Annotated in this window: 21 protein-coding genes and 1 pseudogene; 9 read left to right on the top strand and 13 right to left on the bottom strand. The window is 70.0% G+C overall.

Features of this window, described 5'->3' with window-relative positions; all coding sequences use genetic code 11:
* Positions 1–1587 (top strand): NADH-quinone oxidoreductase subunit M, encoded by a 1587-nt coding sequence (locus OG741_RS23540; protein WP_405600956.1) that lies wholly within the window; start codon positions 1–3, stop codon positions 1585–1587.
* Positions 1584–3233, top strand: coding sequence for an NADH-quinone oxidoreductase subunit NuoN (nuoN, locus tag OG741_RS23545; protein ID WP_405600958.1), 1650 nt, complete (start codon positions 1584–1586; stop codon positions 3231–3233). Before OG741_RS23540 ends, nuoN begins: the two co-directional genes overlap by 4 nt.
* Before the next feature lie 74 nt (positions 3234–3307).
* On the opposite strand, the gene OG741_RS23550 is transcribed toward nuoN, so the two are convergent.
* Both OG741_RS23550 and OG741_RS23555 read right to left on the bottom strand, forming a co-directional pair.
* Positions 3308–4144 carry a helix-turn-helix domain-containing protein gene (locus OG741_RS23550; RefSeq protein WP_405600961.1) on the bottom strand — a complete coding sequence of 279 codons (837 nt, stop codon included), beginning with the start codon at positions 4142–4144 and terminating at the stop codon, positions 3308–3310.
* Positions 4145–4419: 275 nt separating this feature from the next.
* Positions 4420–4833: an ATP-binding protein gene (locus tag OG741_RS23555; protein ID WP_405600964.1), complete on the bottom strand. Its 414-nt coding sequence runs from the start codon at positions 4831–4833 to the stop codon at positions 4420–4422.
* 125 nt (positions 4834–4958) lie between these two features.
* Here OG741_RS23555 and OG741_RS23560 point away from each other — a divergent pair, with 125 nt between their 5' ends.
* Positions 4959–5834 (top strand): helix-turn-helix domain-containing protein, encoded by an 876-nt coding sequence (locus OG741_RS23560; protein ID WP_405600966.1) that lies wholly within the window; start codon positions 4959–4961, stop codon positions 5832–5834.
* Positions 5831–6052 (top strand): DUF397 domain-containing protein, encoded by a 222-nt coding sequence (locus OG741_RS23565; protein ID WP_405600968.1) that lies wholly within the window; start codon positions 5831–5833, stop codon positions 6050–6052. The genes OG741_RS23560 and OG741_RS23565 overlap by 4 nt, the downstream gene beginning before the upstream one ends.
* 4 nt (positions 6053–6056) lie before the next feature.
* Here OG741_RS23565 and OG741_RS23570 read toward each other — a convergent pair.
* From OG741_RS23570 to OG741_RS23615, 10 genes and pseudogenes are all read right to left on the bottom strand, one after another.
* A pseudogene (locus tag OG741_RS23570) lies at positions 6057–6677 on the bottom strand (Uma2 family endonuclease).
* A 167-nt stretch (positions 6678–6844) separates the two neighbouring features.
* Positions 6845–9538: a fumarate reductase/succinate dehydrogenase flavoprotein subunit gene (locus OG741_RS23575; RefSeq protein ID WP_405600971.1), complete on the bottom strand. Its 2694-nt coding sequence runs from the start codon at positions 9536–9538 to the stop codon at positions 6845–6847.
* Between the two features lie 11 nt (positions 9539–9549).
* Positions 9550–10323: an ABC transporter ATP-binding protein gene (locus OG741_RS23580; RefSeq protein ID WP_405600973.1), complete on the bottom strand. Its 774-nt coding sequence runs from the start codon at positions 10321–10323 to the stop codon at positions 9550–9552.
* A gap of 299 nt (positions 10324–10622) precedes the next feature.
* A complete protein-coding gene (locus tag OG741_RS23585) occupies positions 10623–11504 on the bottom strand; it encodes an ABC transporter permease (protein ID WP_405600976.1) in 882 nt (293 codons plus the stop codon).
* Positions 11501–12847, bottom strand: a complete 1347-nt coding sequence (locus tag OG741_RS23590) for an ABC transporter substrate-binding protein (RefSeq protein ID WP_405600979.1) — start codon at positions 12845–12847, stop codon at positions 11501–11503. The genes OG741_RS23585 and OG741_RS23590 overlap by 4 nt, the downstream gene beginning before the upstream one ends.
* A gap of 31 nt (positions 12848–12878) precedes the next feature.
* Positions 12879–13106, bottom strand: coding sequence for a ferredoxin family protein (locus OG741_RS23595; protein ID WP_266533934.1), 228 nt, complete (start codon positions 13104–13106; stop codon positions 12879–12881).
* A 32-nt stretch (positions 13107–13138) separates the two neighbouring features.
* Positions 13139–13909, bottom strand: a complete 771-nt coding sequence (locus OG741_RS23600) for a GntR family transcriptional regulator (protein ID WP_405600982.1) — start codon at positions 13907–13909, stop codon at positions 13139–13141.
* Positions 13910–14038: 129 nt separating this feature from the next.
* Positions 14039–14734 carry a GPP34 family phosphoprotein gene (locus OG741_RS23605; RefSeq protein WP_405600984.1) on the bottom strand — a complete coding sequence of 232 codons (696 nt, stop codon included), beginning with the start codon at positions 14732–14734 and terminating at the stop codon, positions 14039–14041.
* Positions 14734–15963, bottom strand: a complete 1230-nt coding sequence (gene fahA / locus OG741_RS23610) for a fumarylacetoacetase (protein ID WP_405600986.1) — start codon at positions 15961–15963, stop codon at positions 14734–14736. The genes OG741_RS23605 and fahA overlap by 1 nt, the downstream gene beginning before the upstream one ends.
* Before the next feature lie 84 nt (positions 15964–16047).
* On the bottom strand, positions 16048–18048 hold the full coding sequence (locus OG741_RS23615) for a CocE/NonD family hydrolase (protein ID WP_405600989.1): 2001 nt from the start codon (positions 18046–18048) through the stop codon (positions 16048–16050).
* Positions 18049–18223: 175 nt separating this feature from the next.
* Between OG741_RS23615 and OG741_RS23620 the strand changes: the two genes are divergently transcribed.
* The 5 genes from OG741_RS23620 to OG741_RS23640 all read left to right on the top strand — a co-directional run bounded on the left by OG741_RS23620 (position 18224) and on the right by OG741_RS23640 (position 23794).
* Positions 18224–19234 carry a polyprenyl synthetase family protein gene (locus tag OG741_RS23620; protein WP_405600991.1) on the top strand — a complete coding sequence of 337 codons (1011 nt, stop codon included), beginning with the start codon at positions 18224–18226 and terminating at the stop codon, positions 19232–19234.
* Between the two features lie 197 nt (positions 19235–19431).
* Positions 19432–20442 (top strand): CHRD domain-containing protein, encoded by a 1011-nt coding sequence (locus OG741_RS23625; RefSeq protein ID WP_405600994.1) that lies wholly within the window; start codon positions 19432–19434, stop codon positions 20440–20442.
* Positions 20443–20615: 173 nt separating this feature from the next.
* Positions 20616–21881, top strand: coding sequence for a LolA family protein (locus tag OG741_RS23630; protein WP_405600996.1), 1266 nt, complete (start codon positions 20616–20618; stop codon positions 21879–21881).
* Between the two features lie 106 nt (positions 21882–21987).
* On the top strand, positions 21988–22920 hold the full coding sequence (locus OG741_RS23635) for an ABC transporter ATP-binding protein (RefSeq protein ID WP_405600997.1): 933 nt from the start codon (positions 21988–21990) through the stop codon (positions 22918–22920).
* Entirely contained in the window at positions 22907–23794 is an 888-nt protein-coding gene (locus tag OG741_RS23640) for an ABC transporter permease (RefSeq protein ID WP_405600998.1), read from the top strand. The genes OG741_RS23635 and OG741_RS23640 overlap by 14 nt, the downstream gene beginning before the upstream one ends.
* An 18-nt stretch (positions 23795–23812) precedes the next feature.
* Here OG741_RS23640 and OG741_RS23645 read toward each other — a convergent pair whose 3' ends face one another.
* The gene (locus OG741_RS23645; RefSeq protein ID WP_405601001.1) at positions 23813–24361 is read right to left on the bottom strand and encodes a flavodoxin family protein; all 549 of its coding nucleotides are present in this window, start codon (positions 24359–24361) and stop codon (positions 23813–23815) included.
* Positions 24362–24451: the final 90 nt, after the last annotated feature.

The following is a 24451-nucleotide window of genomic DNA, read 5'->3' on the forward strand; positions in this document are numbered from 1 at the left end:
ATGTCCTTTCCACTCCTGACGGCGACGGCGGCGCTTCCGGCGCTCGGCGCCATCGCCACCGCCGCCGTCCCGGCCGCGAGGCGGACCGCCGCCAAGTGGCTGGCGCTGGTCGTCTCACTCGCGACACTGGTGCTGGCCGCGATCGTGCTCGTACGCTTCGAGCCCGGCGGCGACCGGTATCAACTGACCGAATCCCACGCCTGGATCAAGGACTTCGGCGTCCGGTACGAACTGGGCGTGGACGGCATCGCGGTCGCGATGCTGGCGCTGACCGCCCTGCTGATCCCCTTCGTGATCCTCGCGGGCTGGCACGACGCCGACCCGCTGGAGACCAAGTCCTCGCGCTGGCGGCCGACTCAGGGCTTCTTCGCCATGATCCTCGCGGTCGAGGCGATGGTGATCCTTTCCTTCGAGGCCACCGACGTCTTCCTCTTCTACATCCTCTTCGAAGCCATGCTCATCCCGATGTACTTCCTCATCGGCGGCTTCGGAGACCGGGCCCACTCGGGCACCGACGAGAACGCCGCGGCTCAACGCTCCTACGCGGCCGTGAAGTTCCTGCTCTACAACCTCGTCGGCGGCCTGATCATGCTGGCCGCGGTCATCGGGCTCTATGTCGTCGCGGGAAGCTTCTCCCTGACGGAGATCGCCGACGCCCGCGCCAGCGGGCAGCTCGACATGGCGACCAGCACCGAACGGCTGCTGTTCCTCGGCTTCTTCTTCGCCTTCGCGGTCAAGGCGCCGCTGTGGCCGCTGCACACGTGGCTGCCCAACGCCATGGGTGAGGCGACCGCCCCGGTCGCCGTGCTGATCACCGCTGTTGTCGACAAGGTCGGCACCTTCGCGATGCTGCGCTTCTGCCTCCAGCTCTTCCCGGAGGCATCCAAGTGGGCCACGCCCGTGATCCTCGTACTGGCGCTGATCAGCATCGTCTACGGCGCGCTGCTCGCGGTCGGCCAGCGCGACATCAAGCGCCTGGTCGCCTACGCCTCGATCTCGCACTTCGGCTTCATCATCCTGGGCATCTTCGCGATGACCTCCCAGGGACAGTCGGGCGCGACGCTCTACATGGTCAACCACGGAATCTCGACCGCCGCGCTGATGCTGGTGGCCGGCTTCCTGATCTCCCGGCGCGGCTCGCGGCTCATCGCGGACTACGGCGGAGTGCAGAAGGTCGCCCCGGTGCTCGCCGGCACCTTCCTCATCGGCGGCCTGGCCACACTCTCACTGCCCGGCCTCGCGCCCTTCGTCAGTGAGTTCCTGGTCCTGGTCGGCACGTACAGCCGTTACCCGGTGGCCGGAATCATCGCGACCTTCGGCATTGTGCTCGCCGCGCTCTACACCCTCGTCCTGTACCAGCGGACGATGACGGGCCCGGTGAAGGCCGAGGTGTCGAAGATGCCCGACCTCAGGGCACGTGAACTGGCGGTGGTCGCACCGCTGATCGCGCTGCTGATCTTCCTCGGCGTCTTTCCGAAGCCGCTGACGGACATCATCAACCCGGCGGTGGAGCAAACGATGTCCGACGTACAGCAGAAGGACCCCCAGCCCACTGTGCCTATTCAAAAAGCGGAGGCGGCCAAGTGAGCACTATGGCTGTCCACAGCCTGTGGATGACGGCCGCCGAGCCGATCGACAAGATCCCTTCCCCGACCATCGAGTACGCCCAGCTGGCACCCGCGCTGATCGTGGTCGGCGCCGCCGTCGTGGGTGTGCTGGTCGAGGCACTCGTCCCGCGCAGGGCGCGCTACCACACCCAGGTGTTCCTGACCGTCGTCGCGCTGACGGCCGCCTTCGCGGCGGTCGTGGCACTCGCGGCCGGCGGATACGGCACCACCAAGGCGCACATCGCGGCGATGGGCGCCATCGCGGTCGACGGCCCGGCGCTCTTCCTGCAGGGCACGATCCTGCTGGCCTCGCTGGTCGCCGTCTTCACCTTCGCCGAACGCCGGCTCGACCCCGCGGCGCACGGCAACCGCATCGACTCCTTCGCCGCGCAGGCAGCGTCCGTGCCCGGCAGCGACAGCGAAAAGGCCGCGGTCAAGGCCGGGTTCACCACCACTGAGGTCTTCCCGCTGGTGCTCTTCGCGATCACCGGCATGCTGATCTTCCCGGCAGCCAACGATCTGCTGATGCTGTTCATCGCGCTGGAAGTCTTCTCACTCCCGCTCTACCTCCTGTGCGCGCTCGCCCGCCGCAAGCGGCTGCTGTCCCAGGAGGCGGCGGTGAAGTACTTCCTGCTCGGGGCCTTCTCCTCCGCCTTCCTGCTCTTCGGCATCGCGCTGATGTACGGCTACGCGGGCTCGGTCTCGTACGCCAGGATCGCGGACGTCGTCGACGGCACCGTCCGCACGATCGACCCGGCGCTCGCCGACACCATGGGCAACGACGCGCTGCTGCTGATCGGCGGCGCGATGATCCTGATGGGCCTGCTCTTCAAGGTCGGCGCGGTGCCGTTCCACATGTGGACGCCGGACGTCTACCAGGGCGCGCCGACCCCGGTCACGGGCTTCATGGCGGCGGCCACCAAGGTCGCCGCGTTCGGTGCGCTGCTGCGCCTGCTGTACGTCGTCCTGCCCGGCCTGAGCTGGGACTGGCGGCCGGTGATGTGGGCCATCGCGATCGTCACGATGCTGGGCGGCGCAATCGTCGCGATCACGCAGACCGACATCAAGCGGCTGCTGGCGTACTCGTCGATCGCGCACGCGGGCTTCATCCTGGCCGGTGTCATCGCGGCGACGCCCGACGGCATCTCGTCCGTCCTCTTCTACCTGGCGGCCTACTCCTTCGTGACGATCGGCGCGTTCGCGGTGGTCACCCTGGTCCGGGACGCGGGCGGCGAGGCGACGCACCTGTCCAAGTGGGCGGGCCTGGGCCGCCGTTCACCCCTGGTGGCGGCGGTCTTCGCGGTCTTCCTCCTCGCCTTCGCGGGCATCCCGCTGACCTCGGGCTTCACCGGAAAGTTCGCGGTCTTCTCGGCAGCGGCACAGGGCGGCGCGGGCGCGCTGGTCGTGGTCGGTGTGATCTCCTCGGCGATCGCGGCGTTCTTCTACATCCGGGTGATCGTCCTGATGTTCTTCAGCGAGCCGAAGGAGGGCGGCCCGACGGTCGCCGTGCCGTCGCCGCTGACGATGACGACGATCGGGGTGGGCGTGGCGGTGACGCTGGTCCTGGGCGTGGCGCCGCAGTACTTCCTGGACCTGGCGAGCCAGGCGGGAGTGTTTGTGCGGTAGCCCGGCCCCGGCTTCTGAGCGCTCGCCGCGGTGTCTTCGTCTTCAACGATGTCGACGCCGCGGCGAGCGCTCTTTCATGCCGCGAGGAGTGCGCCGGATGTGGCGCAGCCACGGCACCGGCCCGGTTCGGGGGAGCGGAATGCGCGGTCGCAGGCCTCGCAGTTCTGGAGCGGCGCCGGTCCGCTGGGCACTGCGGGCAGAGGCGGTGGCAGGAGTTCGGCCAGCCGGTGGGCGAGCAGGGCTGCCGGGTGGCGCAGGTCAGGCGGGAGGCTGGCGGTCAGCGTGCGCCGTACGGCCTCGGGAGCGGCACCGCGCTCCAGCCAGGCGGTGACAGCCGGGGCGAGGCGGTGTACGTCCCGCTCGGAGAGCAGCAGCCGGGGCTCGTGGCGCCGCAGGTCGGCGAGGATGGCGGCGGCGGGGCGGTGCTCTTCGGGGTCGAGTTGCTGCGGGTCTTGAGCTGGAGGCGCCGGAGGTACGTAGACGGGGGCGCTCTCCGTCATCGCGACCGGGGCCTCTGGTGCCGAAGTAGGGCTCACCCCCGGCTGGTTGTACGACACGGTGAGTGTGACCATCTGGCCGCTGGGGAGCCGCTTCCGGGTGCGCTCCAGATAGCCGAATTCCTCAAGTTCCCGTAAGGCAGCGGCGATTCGGATCTCGCCTTCCGGGAAGCGGGCGGTGAGGGTCTTGATGTCGACCTGGGCACCGGCAGGCAGCGACTGGATGTAGACGGCCAGTCCGATCGCGATGAGGCTGAGCTTGCGGTGCTGGGCGAGATGGTTGCCGATGACCGTGTAGTGGCTGGTGTGCCGGACGTTGACGTGAACGACGCCGGACCGCGACACGGTCGTGTCAATGGCCCCGGGATCGGGGGACGAACCGCGCGGGGGCGCGCTAGGGTTCTGCGTATCCATCAGGAAGCTCCTGTACTTCCTCGGTGGTCAGGCCCTCGATCGGGATTGCGAGTCCCGGCCGGGGGCCGTCGCATGTGTGGAGTTGTTGCGGCGAGCATATGCCCGACAACCCGTCGCAAATCCAGCCCAGTTGGGAACCTTCACCCTTGCGAGTGACGGGGAGGCTGGAGGGGATGGGTAAGGTCTTTGCCCCGGTTCTTTAGGGCTTTTGATGTCGTGCCCCACCGGATGATGGCTCACCGGGACGTGGCTTGCCTCGATTCGGTGGGACCCGTTCAAGGAGCAAGATCAATCTCGGCCCATACGGTCTTGCGGGGCGCCGGGCCGGGGGTGACGCCCCAGCGGTCGGCGAAAACGTCGACGAGGATGAGACCGCGTCCGGACTCGTCGTCTCCGAGCCCCCGGTTGACGGGCAGACGGTCACCGCGGGTATCCGTCACCTCGATACGCAGAGTGCGCGCGGTGGCCGCGAGGGCGAGGCGGAAGTCCCGTCCCGGTACGCGCCCGTGCAGCGCGGCGTTCGAAGCCAGCTCTGCGACCACCTGAGCCGCCGTCTCGAACGGGAGCCCCCAGGAGCGGAGTTGCTCGGTCGCGAGCAGACGAGCCAACCGCGCACCTCTGCGGGTGGCGGAGAGCTGCACGCTGAACTGGCGAACGGTGGTGCTGGCTTGGGTGATTTCTGGATTCACGTAACTCAGCGTGGCCGGGCATGCGTAGCTTGAACAGTGATGAAGCCGATGCGTACGGTGACTGTCTGGCGGCTGTCCAGGCCTGTACAGGCTGTCCACCATGACATTTTCGGAGGTGGGCGCGGATGAGCGTGGACGGGGAACGCGCGGAGCACGCGGCGGAAGGGGCGGACGAGCCCGGCTGGGAAGTCGATCCGGAGAACGACTCGGCGGCGGTGGTCGCGGCACTCGGCCACCAACTCAAACTCTGGCGCGAGGCGTCGGGGCTGCGGCCGGCCGAGTTCGGGGCGGCGATCGGGTACGGCGAGAACCTGGTCTACAAGGTGGAGGGCGGAAAGCGCATCCCCAGGCCGGAGTTCCTGGACAAGGCCGACGAAGTGCTGGGCGCGGGCGGCAAGATCGCCGCAATGAAGAAGGACATCGCGGAGGCGCGGTACCCGAAGAAGGTCCGCGACCTGGCGAAGCTGGAGGCCCAAGCGGTCGAGGTCGGGGTGTACGGCAACCACAACCTGCACGGCCTCCTCCAGACCGAGGAGTACGCGCGTGCGCTGATCGAGACGTGGCGGCCCGCGTACTCGGAGGACGAGGTGGAGCGCATGGTCGCCGCGCGTATGGCTCGGCGGCCGATCTTCGACCGGTCACCGGCGCCCGCGCTCACATTCGTCCAAGAAGAGGTGACCCTCCGCCGTCCCATCGGAGGCAGAATGGTCCTGTGCAAGCAGCTCGAACGCCTGTTGGAGGTAGGAAGGTTGCGGAACGTCGAGATCCAGGTGATGCCGACCGACCGTGACGACCACGCCGGAATGGGCGGTCGGATCCAGGTGCTGAAGTTCAAGGACGGCTCGGCGGTGGGCCACGACGAAGGCCAGCTCACCAGCCGTCCGATCACCGATCCGAGGGAGCTACGGATCCTTGAGCTGCGCTATGGGATCATCCGGGCCCAGGCTCTCAGCCCGAGGGAGTCGCTGGCCTTCATCGAGAAAGCGCTGGGAGACACATGACCAACAAGCCCTTCGCTGTGGACGGCACCGGGCTGGACTGGTTCAAGAGCAGCTACAGCGACAGCAGTAACGGCAACGACTGCGTCGAGGTCGCAGCCACCCCCGGCACGGTCCACATCCGCGACTCCAAGAACCCCCAGGGCCCCCAACTCGCCTTCACCGAAGCCCAGTGGGCGTCCTTCGTGACGTACACCTGCCGGGCCTTCGCACGCGGGTGACCGGCTACTCTTCGGCGGCTTTGTTACGGCGTGGCCTGATCTGGGTGAGGTCGAGGTCGAGGTCGAGGTCGACGGGGAAGGGGACGGAGACCTTTATCCGGTCATGGAAGATGCCGGTGCTGGTGTACGCGCCCGTGGTCGGTTCCAGCTCGAAGACGTGGACCACGGCCTGACCCCCGTTGTCTTCCACTCGCCAGTAGTGCGGGACCTTGGCCCGTGCGTACTTGATCGGCTTAGTCTCGCGATCCCGGGTCACAGAGTCGGTGGATACGACTTCGATGGCCAGGACCACGGACTCGGCAGGGAACCGGGTCTGGTTCCAGTCCTTGATGACCTCCCCGTGCACAACGATCACATCGGGCTCCGGCCTGTTCTGGCGGTCGATGTCGATGGTGAATCGCGCGGCGATCTCCAGTTCCTTGGGTGCGGCCGATTCCAGTTGGCCTCTGAAGTAACCCACCGCACGGGAATGAAAGACCGTTTACGGAGCTGCGAAGACGAGACTCGCGTCGATCAGCTCCGTGTGTGGAGGAAGATTCGGAATCCTGTCCAGGTCGTCGGCGGTCCAGCCGCCCGTGGGCGGGGTGGGCCAGTTGGGCTTCGTGACCCCAGGGCCGTCGCTCATCGGTGTTCCCATGGGACGGGAGTCTGGCTGGCCTGTTCCGTGCAACCCGGGGGAAGTTGATCAGGCCCCCACGCACGTGTGAACGAATCACGTGCCGTTGACGCGTCCTCCGTCACCGTGGGCGTCCGCGACCGGAATGATCACGCGCCCGCCTGATGTGCCGCCGCTCAGGCCGGGGTAGCCGCCCTGGCGGCGTAGGCGCGTACATCTGCGTCCGGGTCGTGGACTGCCGTGGACAGGGCCGCGCGGGCCTCCGGGGTGGTGGAGTGGCGGAGCAGGGACAGTACCGCCGCCTTGCGGACGTCGGCGTTCGGGTCGGCGAGGGCCTTGGTCAGGGCGGGGACGGCGAGTTCGGGGCCGGCCGCGCCCAAGGCCGAGGCAGCGCCCGCGCGGATCTGCCAGGAGGGGGCGGTCAGTGCGGTGACGGCCGCGGTGTCGTACGGGGCGGGGCAGCCGGTGGTGGACAGAGCGGCGAGTGCGGCCGCCCGGACGAGGATGTCCGGGTCCTGGAGCAGGGAGGCGAGCGCTCCCGGGTCGGTCAGGCTGCGGGCCACCGTGACGCGGACCTCGCGGGCCGGGTCGGCGGTCGCACGGGCGACGACGTCGAGCGCGTCGACCGAGACCAGGGCGCGTACGGACGCGATGCGGACCTCGATGTCAGGGTCGTCGAGCGTACGGGCGTAGGCGGTGGCGTCGCCCAGGCGCAGGGCCCGAAGGACGTCGAGCGCGGTGGAGCGGACAGCGGGGTCGCCATTACCGAGCGCCTCGGTGAGGCCGCGAGCCAAGTCCGTTTCTGGGGGCAGGACTTCGACCAGTTCGAGCAGGGACGCCGCTGCGGCGCTGCGGACGCCGGGGTCCGGGTCCGCGAGGGTCTCGGCTAGCGCCGGGCCGGTGCCGGGCGGGACGGTTTCGGTGAGTGCGGCGACGGCCGCGCGGCGGACGGCAGGATCCGGGTCGGCCAGGAACGGGCGCAGCTCGGGGAGTTCGGGCTCGTCCTCGGTGAGGCTGAGCAGTTCCAGGATGCGGGGGGAGTGGGAGGCGGCGGCCGTGTCCTGCGGGATCGTGACGCGGACGCCCGAGCCGATGGGCGCGATATCGCGCTGTCCGGCCGTGGAGACCTGCTCCGGGTGGACCTCCCCGAGGTGGCGGGACAGCCCGCCGGTAGGACTGAACTCGTCGACCGGCACCAGATACGGAGACACGGGGCGGGCAGTGAACTCCATTGCCCCGGACGGGGATTTACGCAGGTCCAGGTGGTGCAGCCAGTTCTCGTCGTCGCGCTGTGGGTGGTCCGTACGCTCGTGGTAGAGGCCCCAGCGGGATTCCGTACGGGCGAGTGAGGAGCGCGCCGCCATCTCGGCGCAGTCGCGGATGAAGCTGACCTCCGCGCAGCGCATCAGCTCGTGCGGGGTCTCGGCGCCCATCTCGGAGATCTCGCCGCGCATCCGCTCGAAGTGCTCCACGGCGAGGGAGAGCCGGGCGCCGGACTTGGGCGGGGCGACGTAGTCGTTCACGAAGCGGCGGAGTTTGTACTCGACCTGGGTCTGCGGCGGGCCGTCGGGGTTGCGCAGGGGGCGGTAGATCAGCTCGTGGGCGTCCCGGATCTGGTCGGCGGGCAATTCACCTTCGTACGCCGTGAACTGCGAGGCGTCGGCGCCCGCCAGGTCGCCGAAGACGAACGCGCCGATCATGTAGTTGTGCGGGACGCAGGCCAGGTCCCCGGCCGCGTACAGACCGGGCACAGTGGTGCGGGCGTGGTCGTCGACGCGTACGCCGGAGGCCGAGTGGCCGCCGCACAGGCCGATCTCCGAGATGTGCATCTCGACGTCGTGGGTGCGGTAGTCGTGGCCGCGGTTCGCGTGGAATGTGCCGCGAGTGGGGCGTTCGGTGGAGTGCAGGATGCCCTCCAGCGCGCTGATGGACTCTTCCGGGAGATGGCTGAGCTTGAGATAGACCGGACCGCGGTCGGAGGCCAGTTCGGCGGCGAACTCCGACATCATCTGGCCCGACCAGTAGTCGGAGTCGACGAAGCGCTCGCCGTGGCGGTTGACCTGGTAGCCGCCGAAGGGGTTGGCGACGTATGCGCAGGCCGGGCCGTTGTAGTCCTTGATCAGCGGGTTGGTCTGGAAGCACTCGATGCCGGTGAGTTCGGCGCCGGCGTGGTAGGCCATGGCGTAGCCGTCACCGGCGTTGGTGGGGTTCTCGTACGTGCCGTAGAGATAGCCGGAGGCCGGCAGACCCAGGCGGCCGCAGGCGCCGGTGGCGAGGATGACCGCGCCCGCGCGGACCGTGACGAACCCGCCGGTGCGGGTGTTGAGGCCGGCCGCGCCCACGGCCCGGCCGTCCGCCGTCAGGACCCGGACCGGCATGACGCGGTTCTCGATCCGGATGCGTTCGCGCATCTCCCGGCGGCGCAGCTGACGGTAGAGCACCTTCTTGACGTCCTTGCCCTCGGGCATGGGCAGGACGTACGAGCCGGAGCGGTGCACCTGGCGGACCGCGTACTCGCCGTGTTCGTCCTTCTCGAACTTCACGCCGTACGACTCCAGGCGCTGCACCATGCCGAAGCCGCGGGTCGCCGTCTGGCGGACCGTGGACTGGTCGACGATGCCGTCGTTGGCACGGGTGATCTCCGCGACGTAGTCGTCGGGCTCGGCGCGGCCGGGGATGACGGCGTTGTTGACTCCGTCCATGCCCATGGCGAGGGCGCCCGAGTGGCGGACGTGCGCCTTTTCCAGGAGGAGCACGTTCGCGCCGCGCTCGGCGGCTGTGAGTGCGGCCATCGTCCCGGCCGTGCCGCCGCCGATGACGAGGACGTCGCAGGTCAGTTCCTCGGCGTCGGTGACAGGGGGGATCTGCACGGTCGTGCCTTTCACTTGGTACCGAGAGATTCGAGTACGTCGCGGCGCAGGGCGACGGTCGCGGGATCGTTGTGGGCCTCCCGGTCACGCGGCCGCGGTACGTCGAGGACGCGGCCGGTACCGAGGAGGGCGACCCGGTCGCCGAGGAAGATCGCCTCGTCCACGTCGTGCGTGACGAAGACGACGGTCGCGCCGGTGCCGCGCAGCACGTCGACGAGCAGCTGTTGCATACCGGCCCTCGTCTGCGCGTCGAGCGCGCCGAAGGGCTCGTCCATCAGGACGGCGCGGGGCTCGGCGGCGAGGGCGCGGGCGAGCTGGACGCGTTGGCGCTGGCCGCCGGATATTCGGTAGGGGAGGTGGGCGGCGCGGTCGGCGAGGCCGACGCGGTCCAGCCACTGCTCGGCCTTGCGGCGGCGGTCGGTCCGGCTCGATCCCCGGATGGCGAGGGGAAGTTCGACGTTGGCGCGGACGGTGCGCCAGGGGAGCAGGGCGTCGTCCTGGAAGACCAGGGCGCGTTCGGCGCGGGGGGCGGTGATGGGGGAGCCGTCCTGCTCGACGGCTCCGTGGAGTGCGGGGAGCAGTCCGGCGAGGGTGCGCAGGAGGGTGGACTTGCCGCAGCCCGACGGTCCGACGACGGTCAGGATCTCGCCGGGCGCGATGTCGAGATCGAGGCTGTCGAGGACGGGGGCGCCGGGGCGGCCGAGGGTTACGCGGGAGAGGGTGAGGTGGGCGCCGCGGGGGGTCGTTTGCGTGGTGGGGGCGAGGGTCTCGGAACGGGTGGTCACGGTTGCGCCTCCTTGGGGGGCGGATGGGAATCGGGGTGCGGGTGCGGGTGCGGTGGCGGGCGGGGGCCGCTGCGCGGGGCTTTTCCCCTACCCGCCCCTTCCCGAACTGGGGCAAGCCCCAGACCCCTGCGCCCGCTTCGCGGCGCGGACCGTGGCTCCGCCCCAGACCCCGCGCCTCAAACGCCGGCGGGGCTGAATTTCGCGTCCCGGGATGTGCGGCCGAGCCGCACATTCAGCCCGTCCGGCGTTTGAGGACACGGCCGAAAGCCGTATCGGGGCTCGGGGGCGAAGCCCCCAGTTCACTCCGCGAAGCGGGCGCAGGGGTCTGGGGCGGAGCCCCCGGTTACGGGAAGGGGCGGGGTGGGGGAAAGCCCCGCAGGGCGCACCCGCACCCGCAGCGAACCCCCCGACCCCCCGTGCTCCGTCCGCGGGAGCCACCGCGTCACCCGGCGACCCGCCAGCTCCACCGCCGTCGACGTCAGCCAGCCCAGGACTCCGATCGTCGCCATCCCCACGAAGACGCCGGGGTAGTCGACCACCGTGTAGTCCTGCCAGGTGCGGTAACCCACCCCGTACTCCCCGGAGATCATCTCCGCCGAGATCACGCAGATCCACGAGACGCCGATCCCGACCGACAGTCCGCCGAGGATGCCCGGCAGTGCTCCCGGCAGGACCACCGAACCGAGGACCCGCCACCGTCCCCCGCCCATCGTGAGAACTGCCTCTTCCCAGACCGGGGTCAGGGCGCGCACCGCGTGGCGGGTGGAGACCATGACCGGGAAGAACGCCGCGGTGAAGGTGATGAAGACGATGCCCTGTTCATTGCTGGGGAAGAGCAGGATCGCCACCGGCACCAGCGCGATCGCCGGGATGGGGCGCAGGACTTCGAGAACCGGGCCGAGCAGGTCCGCCACGAGGCGGGAGCGGGCGATGGCCGTGCCGACGGCCACGCCCGCGACCGCCGCCAGGGCGAAGCCGGTGACGATACGGGTGAGGCTGTCGGTGAGGTCCTGCCAGTACGGGCCGCTGCCGACCCGTTCCCCGAACTCCCGCGCCACGTCGACGACCGTCGGGAACTGCTCGAAGCGCAGCCACAGATTGATGTCGAGCGCGGTCAGCAGTTGCCACAGCCCGAGCGCCCCGGCGAGCGAGAGGACACGCAGGAGGCGCCGCGCGGTCATGACGCCCGCTTCAGGGCTTCGGCGTACGGGAGGGTACGAGCACCCGCGTGCCCCGAGACGTACGCGGCCGCACCCGAACGGGTCACGAAGGGCAGCAGCTTCACGCCGTCCGCCACCCATACCGCCTTGTCCGCGAACCAGAGGGTCCCGGTCGTGGCGTCGGGGACGTACGCGGCCCGTACCTGGCCCTGTTGCGCGGTGATGTGGCGCAGCAGCTCGGCCGGAGTGGCGAAGGACCGCGTCGCGCCGCTCTTGAGCCACACCTCGCTCTTCGCGGCCTCCGGGGCCGCCGCGAGCGCCTTCGCGTATCCGTCGCCCAACGCCCGCTTCACGTACTGCTCGTCGACGAAGGCGTCCACATTCACGTCGCCCACCAGCTTGGCCGACTTCAGCACCGGCACGTCCTTCTTCAGCGCGTCCACCAGCTCCGCCCGCAGGGCCAGGCCGAAGGTGGCGATGCCGTTCGCGCCGTTGTAGAGGTAGACGACCTCGGGCGGCAGTCCGGTCGCCTCGGCCACCGACTCCGCCGCCGCGACCGGCTGCTTGTTCAGGTAGTCCGTCGCGGCGGCCTGCGCGCGCAGGAAGTCCTCCAGCACGGCGGGCCGCTTCTTCGCGAAGTCCTCACGGACAGTGACCCCGTGGAAGGTCGGAAGGTTCAGCTCCGCCCCGTCGTACAGCGCCTGCGCCCGGCCCTGGAAGGCCAGCAGTCCCGGCCAGGCCACGAACTGCGAGAGCGCGTCAGTACTGCCCGCCTGGAGCGCCGACGCGCCCACCGCGGGCTGCTGGTTGAGCTTGCGGATGTCCTTCTCCGGGTCGATGTCCGCCCGTTGGAGCGCCCGTACGAGCGTCCCGTCGGCGGCCGATCCGACGCTCGTGGAGACCTTCCTGCCGCGCAGGTCTTTGAGCGAGGCGAGCTCCGAACCGGGCGCGGTGACGATGGTGTTGAGGCCGCCGCGCAGGTTGTAGCCGGTCACGGAGACGAGCTTCGTCGGCCGGTTCAGCTGCTTGCCGCGCGCGGCGTTGATGAGCAGCGGGAAGTCGCCCATCGAGCCGATGTCGACCTTCCCGGCGGTCATCTGCGCGGTGATCGGCGCGCCCGTGGCGTAGTCCTGCCACTTCACCTTGTACGTGACGCCCTCGCGCTTGCCGCGGGCCGCGAGCTCCCGTTCGAAGTAGCCGAGCGAGCGCAGCAGCGTCCCGGCCGTGACGGTGTTGATGGTCTTGGACTGGTAACCGACGGTGACGGTGACCGTGCCGGAGTCGCCTGCGCTCGCGTCGCCGCCGCAGCCGGTGAGGGGCAGCAGCAGGGCGGCGGCGAGGAACGCGAGTGGCTTGCGTGTCATGGGAGTTCGGACCTCTCGACCTTTGCCGGGTTCACCGGAGCAGATAGGGCATGTTGACCGTGACCGCGTCCGTGGGACACCTGGCAGCGCACGGGCCGCAGTACCAGCACTCGTCGACGTGCATGAAGGCCTTGCCGCTGTCCGGGTTGATCGCGAGGGAGTCGAGCGGGCACATGTCGACGCAGAGGGTGCAGCCGTCGATGCACTTCGACTCGTCGATGGTCACGGGCACGTCGGCGCGCTGGGGTGCCAGAGGCATGGCTGTCTCCCGGAAAGAGGTGCGGGTGAGGGTCAGGCGGAGCGGTGGAGCAGCCCGCTCATCGTGATGCGGTCGCCGCGGAAGCGGATGAACTCCAGGTCCACGGGGCGTCCGTCGGACAGATGCGTGAGCCGTTCGAGCATGAGCACGGCGGCGCCGCGCGGGGCTTCGAGCACGGTGGCGGAGTGCGCGTCGGCGTTGACGGCTTCCAGGGTGATCTCGGCCCTGCCCAACTGCTGCCCGGTGAGGCTTTCGAGCAGCCGGAACACATCGGTGTGCTCCAGGTCGCAGCCGAGCAGCCCGGAGCCGAGGTCCATGGGGACATAGGTGAGGTCGAGGGAGAGGGGCAGGCCGTTCAGCCTGCGCAGCCGCTCGATGTAGAGCACGTCGGTGTGCTCCGTGATGCCGAGTCGCCGGGCCACGGGTGCGGGCGCGGGGACGGGACCGACCGTACGGACTTCGTTGGTGACGTCGCCGTGTTCGCGCAGGGTCTCGGCGAGACCCTGCAGCCGGTCCAGGCCGTGCGGGTACTTCTCGGACACCACGACGGTGCCGACGCCGGGCTGCCGCTCGATGAGCCCCTCCGTACGAAGGAGATCCAGCGCCTGCCGGACGGTGTTGCGGGAGACGCGGTAGTCGTCGCCGATGGCGCCTTCCAGTGGCAGTACGCCGCCGGGGAAGCCGCCCGTACGCATCTGGTGGCGCAACAGGTCGGCGAGCTGCCGCGCCTGGTCCGCGCGCAGCCGCCGCCGGCGCGCCGCGGCGACCGGCACGGTGTGCTCACGGATTCGTTCGGCTGGCATGCGGTGGACCATACCGAGGCTTTCCCACCTGTGGTGTTGCCAGAGTGTTGCGCCACCGGCGACCGCCGAAACACCCCGCTGACCTGCGATGATGTCGATCAGTGGGGAAGATCTGCCACCCCGGGCACGTCAGTCGCCTCCGCCGCCCCCGCCGTTGCCTCCGCCGTCGGACCCGCCCCCGTCCCCGACGCTGATGCTGCTCGACCGCTTGTCCTGCTTGACGGCGCGGTGCACCGCGTACGGGGCCCACTCCCCCCGTACGAGAATGCGCAGCGCGCCGCTCTCCCGCCAGGTCCGGCCCGGGTGCAGCACCCGGGCAAGGCCGATCGCCGTGGTGAAGGCGGCCAGCAGCCTGCTGCGGCGGTCCGGCAAGCCGGCCGCCATCGACTGGGCGTAGCGCCCCCGAGCCGGTGACGACCAGTCCTCGGACGCCGCGGGGTAGCGGTGGTACGGGAAGAGACCCAGGAAGCGGCGGGTCTCCACCCGCAGCGCACCGCGCCCCACCAGGTGGTGCAGGCACAGCTCCTCGACCTGGCGCCCGGTGCTCCTGACCCAGCGCCGGGCATGGACGCCGTCGCCGAAGCGGCTCCCGCGCGGGGCCGGGAGGCTCGCCAGGATCTGCGCCGAGAGCGGGTTCTGCGGCGGCAGTGGATTGACCACCGTCACCCGGCCGCGGGCCTCGGCGACCCTGCCCTGGAGCTCCAGTTCGGCGAGGGCCGCGCCGGCCAGCCCGTACTGGAGGTAGCTCCTGTTGCAGTGCCGGCGGCCCGTCGCCGGGTCGAGGGCGAGGAGCAACAGCTCCTCGGGTAGGGTGAGTTCGCTCATCAGCCGGTGCTCGGGACGATCCGGCCGGTCACTTCGCCGAGGCCCACCCGGGTGCCGTCCGGGCCGGGCGCCCACGCGGTCATCGTCACCACGTCGCCGTCTTCCAGGAAGGTCCGCTTGCCTTCGGGGAGTTCGAGGATGTCCCGGCCGTTCCAGGTGAGTTCGAGGAGCGATCCGCGCATGTGGACCTCGGGGCCGCTGACCGTGCCGGAGCCGAAGAGGTCGCCCGTACGCAGGGACGCGCCGTTGACCGTCATATGGGCCAGCTGCTGGGCGGCCGTCCAGTACATCGTGGCGAACGGCGGCTCGGAGATCACATGGCCGTTGATCGCCACCGTGATGCGCACATCGAAGCCACCCGGCTCGTCCTCGCCGGAGTCGTCGAGGTAGGGCAGCAGATCGAAGTCGCGGGCGGGCGGGGCGGTCCGCGCCGCGTCGAGGGCCTCCAAGGGGGTCACCCAGGCGGAGACGGAGGTCGCGAAGGACTTGCCGAGGAAGGGGCCGAGCGGGACGTACTCCCAGGCCTGGATGTCTCGCGCAGACCAGTCGTTGAGGAGCGAGAGCCCGAAGACATGCTCGCGGAAGTCCCCGAGCGGCACGGGAGTGCCCAGCTCGGTGGGGGTGCCGACGAGGAAGCCGACCTCCGCCTCGATGTCGAGCTTGACCGAAGGGCCGAAGACGGGGGCGGCGTCCGCGGGCGTCTTGCGCTGGCCGGAGGGGCGCACCACATCCGTGCCGGAGACGACGACGGTGCCGGACCGGCCGTGGTAACCGATGGGCAGGTGCTTCCAGTTGGGGGTCAGCGCGTCCCCGTCCGGCCGGAAGATCTTGCCGACGTTGGTGGCGTGGTGCTCGCTCGCGTAGAAGTCGACATAGTCGGCGACCTCGTACGGCAGATGCAGCGTGACCGAGTCGAGCGGGTGCAGCAGCGGCTCGATGTCCGCGCGGTGGGCGGGCACCGTGACCCAGGCGGTGAGCGCGCGGCGCACATCGCGCCAGGCGGTGCGGCCCGCGGCGAGCAGCGGATTGAGGCTCGGCTGTGCCAGCAGCGCGGCATAGGGGGATCCGAGGGTGTGGGCCGCGGCCCCGGCGTCGAGCACATGGCCGCCGATGCGGACGCCGAGCCGCCGGCGGCCGGGCTCGTCGGCCGTGCTGAAAACGCCGTACGGCAGGTTGTGCGGGCCGAAGGGATCGCCCTCGGCCAGATCGAGCGGGCTCTGCTCGGGCATCGGTGCTTGCCTCGCTTTCCACGGGTGTGGGTCCCACGTTACGTGGATGTTCCCCCGCCGCGGCAGGCCGCCCGGCCTGTGCTCTCACCCGGCCATTCGGGGGATCCGCCGCTCCCAGGTGTGGTGGAAGACGATCTCGCGGCCGTCCCGGCAGACCACCTCGTCCGACGTAATGAAGTCGGCCGCGTCGCAGCCGACTTCCGAGCGGGTCTCGATCGTCACGTCCCAGGCCATCTCGGGCCGGTGCAGCCGGATCGTCCAGGTGGAGCGGGTGTGCGCGGAGTGCGGGTCACGCTCGCGGATCGTGTACGTCTCCAGCACGTCCTCCGTGTACTCCAGGCCGTCCGGATGAACGAGCGTGGCGCCGTGGCGCGGGTCGGTCTCGACGCGCCATTCGCCCTTGGCGACGTCACGGGTCACCAGCCGCCCGGGCCGCGGCTCGTCGAGCGTCACGGGGGAGCTGACGCCGAGCGGCTCGGACTGTTCGGGCTCCTCGAAGACGTTTCTGTACTCGGCGCCCGCGCCCGGATCGCGTACGGGGAGCTCCAGACGGGAGCCCGCCGGGTCGAGGGTGAAGCCCGCGGAGCCGCTGTGGGGCCAGATCCAGGGCCAGTACGCGGAGGAGACGGCGAGCCGGATGCGGTGGCCCGGGGGAAAGGTGTGGCCGATGGCGTTCAGCTCGAAGGCCACGTCCTCGGTCGTGCCGGGTGGCCAGGCGTTTGCGCGTTCGCGGCCGTGGCGGGCGGAGAGGCTCAGCACGCCACGGGTGACAAGGGTGGAGGAGCCGTCCGGGGCGACGTCGCAGAGGCGGGCGATCGCCTGTCCGTAGGGCACGTCCGGGCGCAGCCGCAGGGTGACCCGGGGGCGGCCCAGGATCTCGACCGGCGGGTCGGTGACCGGGAATTCGAAGCAGGCCGAGCGGGCGTCCTCGTCGCGCTGGTCGGGCGGCAGATCGGCGTCGTTGCCGGTGGGGAGGAAACGTCCGGCGTCCAGGCCGGTGTGCTGCGGCGAGTCGACGATGACCGGCTCGCCCGTCAGCGCGTACGGCATGGAGGTGATGTGCGGCGAGGGCCAGGCGGGGTCGCCGACCCAGCGGCCGGGCAGTTCGGAGTAGACGGTCGCGGGCCGGTGCGACTCGCTGATCCAGGAGCGCAGCAGGGGCTCGGCCATGACGCCGGTGTCCCTGCCCTTCAGCCAGTGGTCCCACCAGCGGAGCGTCTCCTGGAGAAAGCCGATCGCGGGTCCCGGCGGGCGGCCGCGGTCGGGGTACTCGTGCGGCCACGGGCCGATCAGGCCGCGTACCCGGTCGGGTGGCAGCTGCTCGACCAGGCGCAGCACCGTGTCCCGGTACGGATCGTGCCAGCCGCCGACCGCCAGGACCGCCGCGTCGACGGCGGCGTAGTTCTCGCGGATGCTGCTCTGTTTCCAGTAGTCGTCGCGGATCTGGTGGGCGAGCCAGGTGTGGATGAAGGGAGAAAGGGCCTCCAGCCGGTTCAGCCACTGCTCGCGCCAGGCATCGCCGACGTGGAGCGGGTCGGGCGGCCGGGCGGTGAAGGCGAGCAGGGTCGCGGCCCAGGCGGGCATCCCGCCGGCCAGGACCGAACCGCCCATGTAGTGCGCGTCGTTGTCGTAGCGGTCGTCCGTGGAGCAGACGGTGACGATGGCCTTCAGCGGTTCGGGTGCGAGGGCGGCGATCCGCAGGGCGTCGGTGCCGCCCCAGGAGATCCCGAACATCCCCACCCGGCCCGTGCACCAGGGCTGTCCGGCCAGCCAGTCGACCACCTCGACCCCGTCGGCGGCCTCGGTGGTGTCGTACGCGTCGCCGGGCAGTCCCTCGCTGTTGCCGTGTCCGCGCACATCGACCCGTACGGAGGCGTAGCCGTGGCCCGCGTACCAGGGGTGGCGCTGATAGTCGCGCGGCGCCGTCCAGTCGGTCAGCCGGTAGGGCACATATTCGAGCAGGGCGGGAACGGGTTCGCCGGTCAGCGGCCGCCAGATGCGCGCGTACAGCCGTGTGCCGTCCTTGAGGGGGATACGGACGTCGTCATGGGCGGTCTCGTACGGAAAATCGGTGCGGATGCGCATGGCGGGAGCTTCCTGGCGAAAGGGTCACTCGATGTCGTACCAGCTGATCACGAACATACCGGCGGTGACGGGAAGGCGCCCATGGTGATCGAAAGGCGACCGGATACGCTGACTTGAGTGAATCCAGCGACACATCGACAATCCGTGTGACCGTCAGCAGACAGGAGATCCCCTCGTGACCGTCGTCGGGCCGTTCGGGCTGAGCGTGCGGGACCAGGCTCTTGAGGCCGATGTCCAGACCGGATTGGCGGCTGTCGAGGCGGGTCTGCTCGATGCCACCAAGAGCGAGGTGCCCTTCATCACGGAGGCCGCACAGCATCTCGTACGGGCGGGGGGCAAGCGCTTCCGGCCGCTGCTGGTGATGCTCGCGGCCCAGTTCGGTGATCCGTACGCGCCGGGTGTCGTGCCCTCGGCCGTGGTCGTCGAGCTCACCCATCTCGCGACGCTGTACCACGACGACGTGATGGACGAGGCCGATGTGCGGCGCGGCGTGGACAGCGCCAACGCCCGCTGGGGCAACTCCGTGGCGGTGCTGACCGGCGACTTCCTGTTCGCGAGGGCCTCGCACATACTGGCCGACCTGGGCCCCGAGGCCGTACGCATCCAGGCCGAGGCCTTCGAACGGCTGGTCACCGGCCAGATCCTGGAGACGGCGGGGCCGCGCGACGGCCGCGACCCGGTCGAGCACTACCTCGATGTCATCGGCGGCAAGACGGGCTCGCTGATCGCGGTCTCCGGCCGGTTCGGCGCGATGATGTCCGGCGCCGACGAGGGTGTCGTGGACATCCTCACCCAGTACGGGGAGCGGCTCGGCGTGGCCTTCCAGCTCGCCGACGACGTACTCGACATCGCGAGCGACTCGCACGAGTCGGGCAAGACGCCCGGCACGGATCTGCGCGAGGGCATCCCGACGCTGCCGGTGCTGCGTCTGCGCGCGCAGGCCGAGGCGCACGGACGGCCCGAGGATCTGGAGCTCGTCGCCCTGCTGGACGGGGATCTGACGGACGACGTCCGGCACGGCGAGGCGCTGCGGCGGCTGCGTGTCCACCCCGCGCTGGAGCAGGCCAGGCGGGACACCGTGCGGTACGCGGAGGAGGCGCGGGCGATGCTCGCCCCGCTGCCCGAGTGCTTTGCGAAGGCTGCCCTGGAGGAGCTCTGCGACGCGGTGGTCCACCGCGCGGGCTAGGGCAACGCCCTCGGTCCATGACCGCCGGCGGGCGGACTGACGAGCCAGTTATCACGCCTGCGACCTGCCTTCGGGTTCCATCCGAAGGATGTGACGCAGGTCTCACTCTTGGATTGAGTCCAATCTCGGATCGACTCCGTACTCATGCCCGGAAGCCGACGCACCGGGCGTTGGCATCAGTACGGGGAGATTTCAGAATGAAGCGCAACAAGGCACTTCTTGTCGGTACGACCGCCGTCGCCACAGCCGCGGGCGTCGCGCTCGCCGTTCTGCCGGCCTTCGCCGACAGCAAGAGCTCCACCGCCGGCCACGGGGGCCAGGGGGACAGCGGCGCGAGTATCTCGGTCCAGAGCGGCGGCAGCGGCCCGGACAGTGGTGCCTCCCTCTTCGTTTCCAGCCTGAACGGCGCGAACGAGGTGCCGGTGCAGGGCGGACCCGCCGTCGGTGACCGCGACGGCGCCGCCCTGGAGTTCGTGAAGGTCAAGGGTGACAAGGTGTCCGTCGCCGTGAAGTTCCGCGGCACCGACAAGCCGACCGCCCTCCACATCCACCAGGGCGCGAAGGGCACCAACGGCGGCATCAAGATCGACTTTACCGAGCTGGTCGGCAAGGGCAGGACCAAGGCCAAGGGCTGGACCGGCGCCGTCACCGGCACGGTCAAGGTCAAGGACAAGGCCGTGCTCGACGCCTTCAAGGCCGACCCGAACAGCTTCTACGCCAACCTGCACACCGCACAGTTCCCGGGCGGCGCCGTCCGCGGCCAGTTCCACAAGGTGACCGGCTCCTTCAACTTCGCACACGCCCTCGACAACTTCCAGGCCTCCGTGGTCAAGGGCAAGCAGATCTACGAGTGCAAGAAGGGCGAGGACGGCACGCTCTCCTTCCAGCAGCGCGACGTCCGGGCCGTCCTCGGCGGGAACATCGCCCACTCCTTCGTCGCCCCCAACTCCGGTACGCCGCAGTGGATCGCGCCGGACCACAGCGCCGTCACCGGCAAGCTGATCAGCAAGACCCCGAACGGCGACAAGAACATCGCCGAGCTGGACCTGAAGGCGACCCAGTCGGGCAAGAAGCGGGGCCTGTTGGCCGGCACCCAGGAGATCTTCCGGCTGAACACCGTGGGCGGCGTCGCCCCGGCCGGCAGCTGTGAGAAGGGAGCCGTCGTCGGCGTCCCCTACGGGGCCGACTACGTCTTCATCCAGAAGTAACCCCTCCTCAACTGGGCCTGCGGCGCTTCCCCTACTGGTTGGGGGAGGCGCCGCGTCCTTCTGTCATCCCATAGCAGTACGCCAAGTTGCTCCCGCGGGCTGACGCTTCCGTTCGCCCGATTTGGTCAGATGGATTCAGTGGAACCTGACCAACCACGGAGGTAGGGCACACCATGGCACCGAACGACAGCGCACAGACCACCGAAGAGGCCGAGGACCTCGCAGCGGGCCGCCGCAGGGCAGCGCGCTACTTCGTCCCGGTCGCGGTGGCCGGGGTGGCGGCGGCGACCATCGGGCTCGTCCCGGCGCTCGCTGCCTCCGGTGACCCGGATCTGCCGAAGATCAGCGCGCAGGAACTCATCGAGAAGATGGCCGCGTCGGAGACCCAGCAGCTGTCCGGCAGCGTGAAGATCAACACGGACCTCGGCCTCCCGCTGGGCGGCCTCGCGGGGCTGGGCGGCGGCTCCTTCGGCCCCAAGGGCGGGGGCGGCGGAGGCGAAGGCTCGTCCGCCGATCCCCAGGGCAAGCTGATGGAGCTGGCCTCCGGCTCGCACACCCTGCGCGTCGCGGCCGACGGCCCCGACAAGGCGAAGGTCTCCATCCTGGAGGACGCCGCCGAGTACAGCCTGATCCACAACGGCGACGAGGTCTGGGCGTACGACAGCGCCTCGAACGAGGCATTCCACGCCAAGGACGGCGGCTCCGGTGAGAAGGGCAATGAGCACGAGGCTCTGCCGAAGGACCTCCCGACCACGCCGAAGCAATTCGCCGACGAGGCGCTGAAGGCCGCGGACGACACCACGTCGGTGACCGTCGGTGGTACGGCGCAGGTCGCAGGCCGCGATGCGTACCAGCTGGTCATCAAGCCCAAGCAGAGCGGTTCGACGATCGGCTCGATCAAGATCGCGGTGGACGCGGAGAACGGCGTCCCGCTGAAGTTCACGCTCACGCCGACCAGTGGCGGCAAGGCCGTGATCGACGCGGGCTTCACCAAGGTGGACTTCTCCAAGCCGGCCGCCTCCACCTTCGACTTCACCCCGCCCAAGGGCGCGAAGGTCACCGAGGCCGACGAGCTGGAGAAGGGCAAGGGCGCCGGGAGCCACGAGGACTTCAAGGGCCCCAAGGACCTCAAGGGTCACGAGGGCTTCGAGGGTGCCGAGGACTTCAAGGGCCTGAACGTCATCGGTGAGGGCTGGGCCTCCATCGCGAAGATCGAGATGCCCGGTGGCCAGGGCTCCGGCGCGCCGAAGGACGGCGACGTGCCGCCGGAGGCGAGCAAGCTCCTGGACGCGTTCGGCGACAAGGTCGAGGGGAAGTTCGGCTCGGGCACGGTCTTCACGACCCGCCTGGTCAATGCCCTGATGACGGACGACGGCACGGTCTATGTCGGCGCCGTGACCAAGGACGCGCTCGTGAAGGCCGCCAACGAGGGCAAGTAGCCCCACAGCGCACCCATCGGGTAGCACGACACGCGTTGACAGTCCGCCCCGCCGTACGCTCCATACGGCGGGGCGGACCGCTGACCGAGGGAAACGGGGGACCGGAATGACAGCCGTCATCGAGACGCGCGGGCTCACCAAGCGGTACCGGGGCGGCCAGTTGGCCGTCGACGGACTGGATCTGAGCGTGCCCGACGGCAGCGTCTTCGGGTTCCTCGGCCCCAACGGTTCCGGTAAGACCACCACCATCCGGATGCTGATGGGGCTCATCGAGCCGACCGCGGGCAGCGCCTCGGTCCTCGGCAAACCCATGCCGCGCGCCGTGCGCACCGTACTGCCGCAGGTGGGCGCGCTGATCGAAGGGCCCGCGCTGTACGGGTTCCTGAACGGCCGGGACAATCTGCTGCGCTACGACTCCGCCGACCCCAGCGCCGATCCGCGCACCCGGCGCAGCCGCGTCGCCGCCGCGCTGGACCGGGTCGGGCTGGCCTCGGCCGCGGGCAAGAAGGCCAAGGCGTACTCCCTCGGCATGAAGCAGCGGCTGGGACTCGCGGCCGCGCTGCTGCAGCCGCGGAAACTGCTGGTGCTCGACGAGCCGACCAATGGCCTCGACCCGCAGGGCATGCGTGAGATCCGTTCGCTGGTACGGGAGTTGGCGGCCGATGGGACCACGGTCTTTCTCTCCTCCCATCTGCTCGACGAGATCGAACAGGTCTGTACGCATGCGGCAGTGATGGCCCAGGGGCGGCTGCTCACTCAGGGTCCGGTCGCCGATCTCGCGGCGGGCGCGCTCGGACGGCTGGTGGTCACCACCCCCGACCCGGCCGATGCCGCGCGCGTTCTCAAGGAGCAGGGTGTGACCGATCTGGCCGTCACCGACGAAAGGGTCACGGGAGAGCCGCCCGCCAAGGACCTCGCGGAGCTCAACGCGGCGCTGGTCCAAGCAGGCGTACGGGTACGGGGCTTCGGGGTCGAGCGGGCATCGCTCGAGGACGCCTTCGTCGCGCTGACCGGGGAGGGTTTCGATGTCGCAGGCTGACACGCTCGCACTGGCAGCGGGCGAAAGGACGAGCAGCCCGCTGTGGACGCTCGGCCTCTTCCGCTCCGAGCTGACCACCACACTGCGGCGCTGGCGCACGCTCGCCCTGCTGGGCGTGCTGGCCGCCGTTCCCGTACTGATCGGCATCGCCGTCAAGATCGAGACGAGTGACGGCGGGCAGGCCGGCGGCGGCAGCGGCCAGGGGCCCGCGTTCATCACGCAGATCACCAACAACGGCCTGTTCCTGGTCTTCGCCGCGCTCGCCGCGACCCTGCCCGTCTTCCTCCCGATGGCGATCGGTGTCGTCGCGGGCGATGCGATCGCGGGCGAGGCGAACGCCGGAACACTGCGCTATCTGCTCGTCGCCCCGGCCGGGCGGACCCGGCTGCTGCTCGCCAAGTACGCCACGGCCTGCGCCTTCTGCCTCGTAGCGACCCTGGTCGTGGCGGCGTCCGCGCTCGCCGTCGGGGCGCTGCTCTTCCCGCTCGGCGAGGTCACGACGATCTCCGGCACCCGGATCTCCTTCGGGGACGGACTGCTGCGGGCCGGGCTGATCGCCGTAGTCGTCGCGGCGTCGCTGACCGGGATCGCGGCACTGGGCCTGTTCGTCTCGACCTTGACGGGCAGCGGCATCGCGGCGATGGCGACCACGGTCGGACTGCTGATCACGGTACAGATCCTGGACACCATCCCGCAGCTGAACGGGATCCATCCGTATCTCTTCCCGCACTACTGGCTGTCGTTCGCGGACCTGCTGCGAGAACCGGTGTACTGGGACGAGGTGCTGAAGAACCTCGGTCTGCAGGGGGCCTACGCGGCGGTCTTCGGATCGGCGGCGTGGGCGCGCTTCACGACGAAGGACGTCACGGCCTGAAAGGCATCGGCGCGGGCGTCATGGCGTGAAGAATTCCTTGGCCCGGGCGGTCGCGTCCGCGTCGTTCTCCACCTGACCCGGCCGGGTGCCGTTGCCGAGCAGGACGCCGCCGAAGCGCATGCCCATGAAGTCGGCGGTGTTGCGCAGGGTGCCGATCAGCGGCTCGGCCTTGTCGGCGGTGCTCGCGTACGAGGTGACGCCCCACAGCGTCCGTCCGGCCATCCGCGCCCTGAAGTCCGCGCCCGGCACCCGCAGCCAGCCCGACCAGTGGTCGAGATAGCGCTTGACCGAGGTCGAGACGCTGTACCAGTACAGCGGGGACGCGATGACGAGGTCGGTCGCCTCCAGGGTGGCGTCCAGCAGGGTCGCGGCATGCCCGGTGGGTGCCGGGTAGGTGCCGTCGCCCTCGTGGCGCAGGTCCTCGAACTCCGCGAGGGGGAGCTCGGAGAGCCGCAGCCAGCGCTGCTCGGCCCCGGCCGGAAGCTGTTCGGCGGCCAGGCGGGCCAGCGTCTCGGTGTTGCCGCCGCTGCGGCTGCTGCCCAGCAGGAACAGGAACGTGCGGTCCATGACTACCCCTCGAATTGACTGCATGCGTGTGCAGTATATGCACACGCATGCAGTCCATGGGGGGTGGCGGTCGCGGAGACCTCCCGGAAG

It is taken from the genome of Streptomyces sp. NBC_01410, assembly GCF_045040195.1.
Taxonomy (GTDB): domain Bacteria; phylum Actinomycetota; class Actinomycetes; order Streptomycetales; family Streptomycetaceae; genus Streptomyces.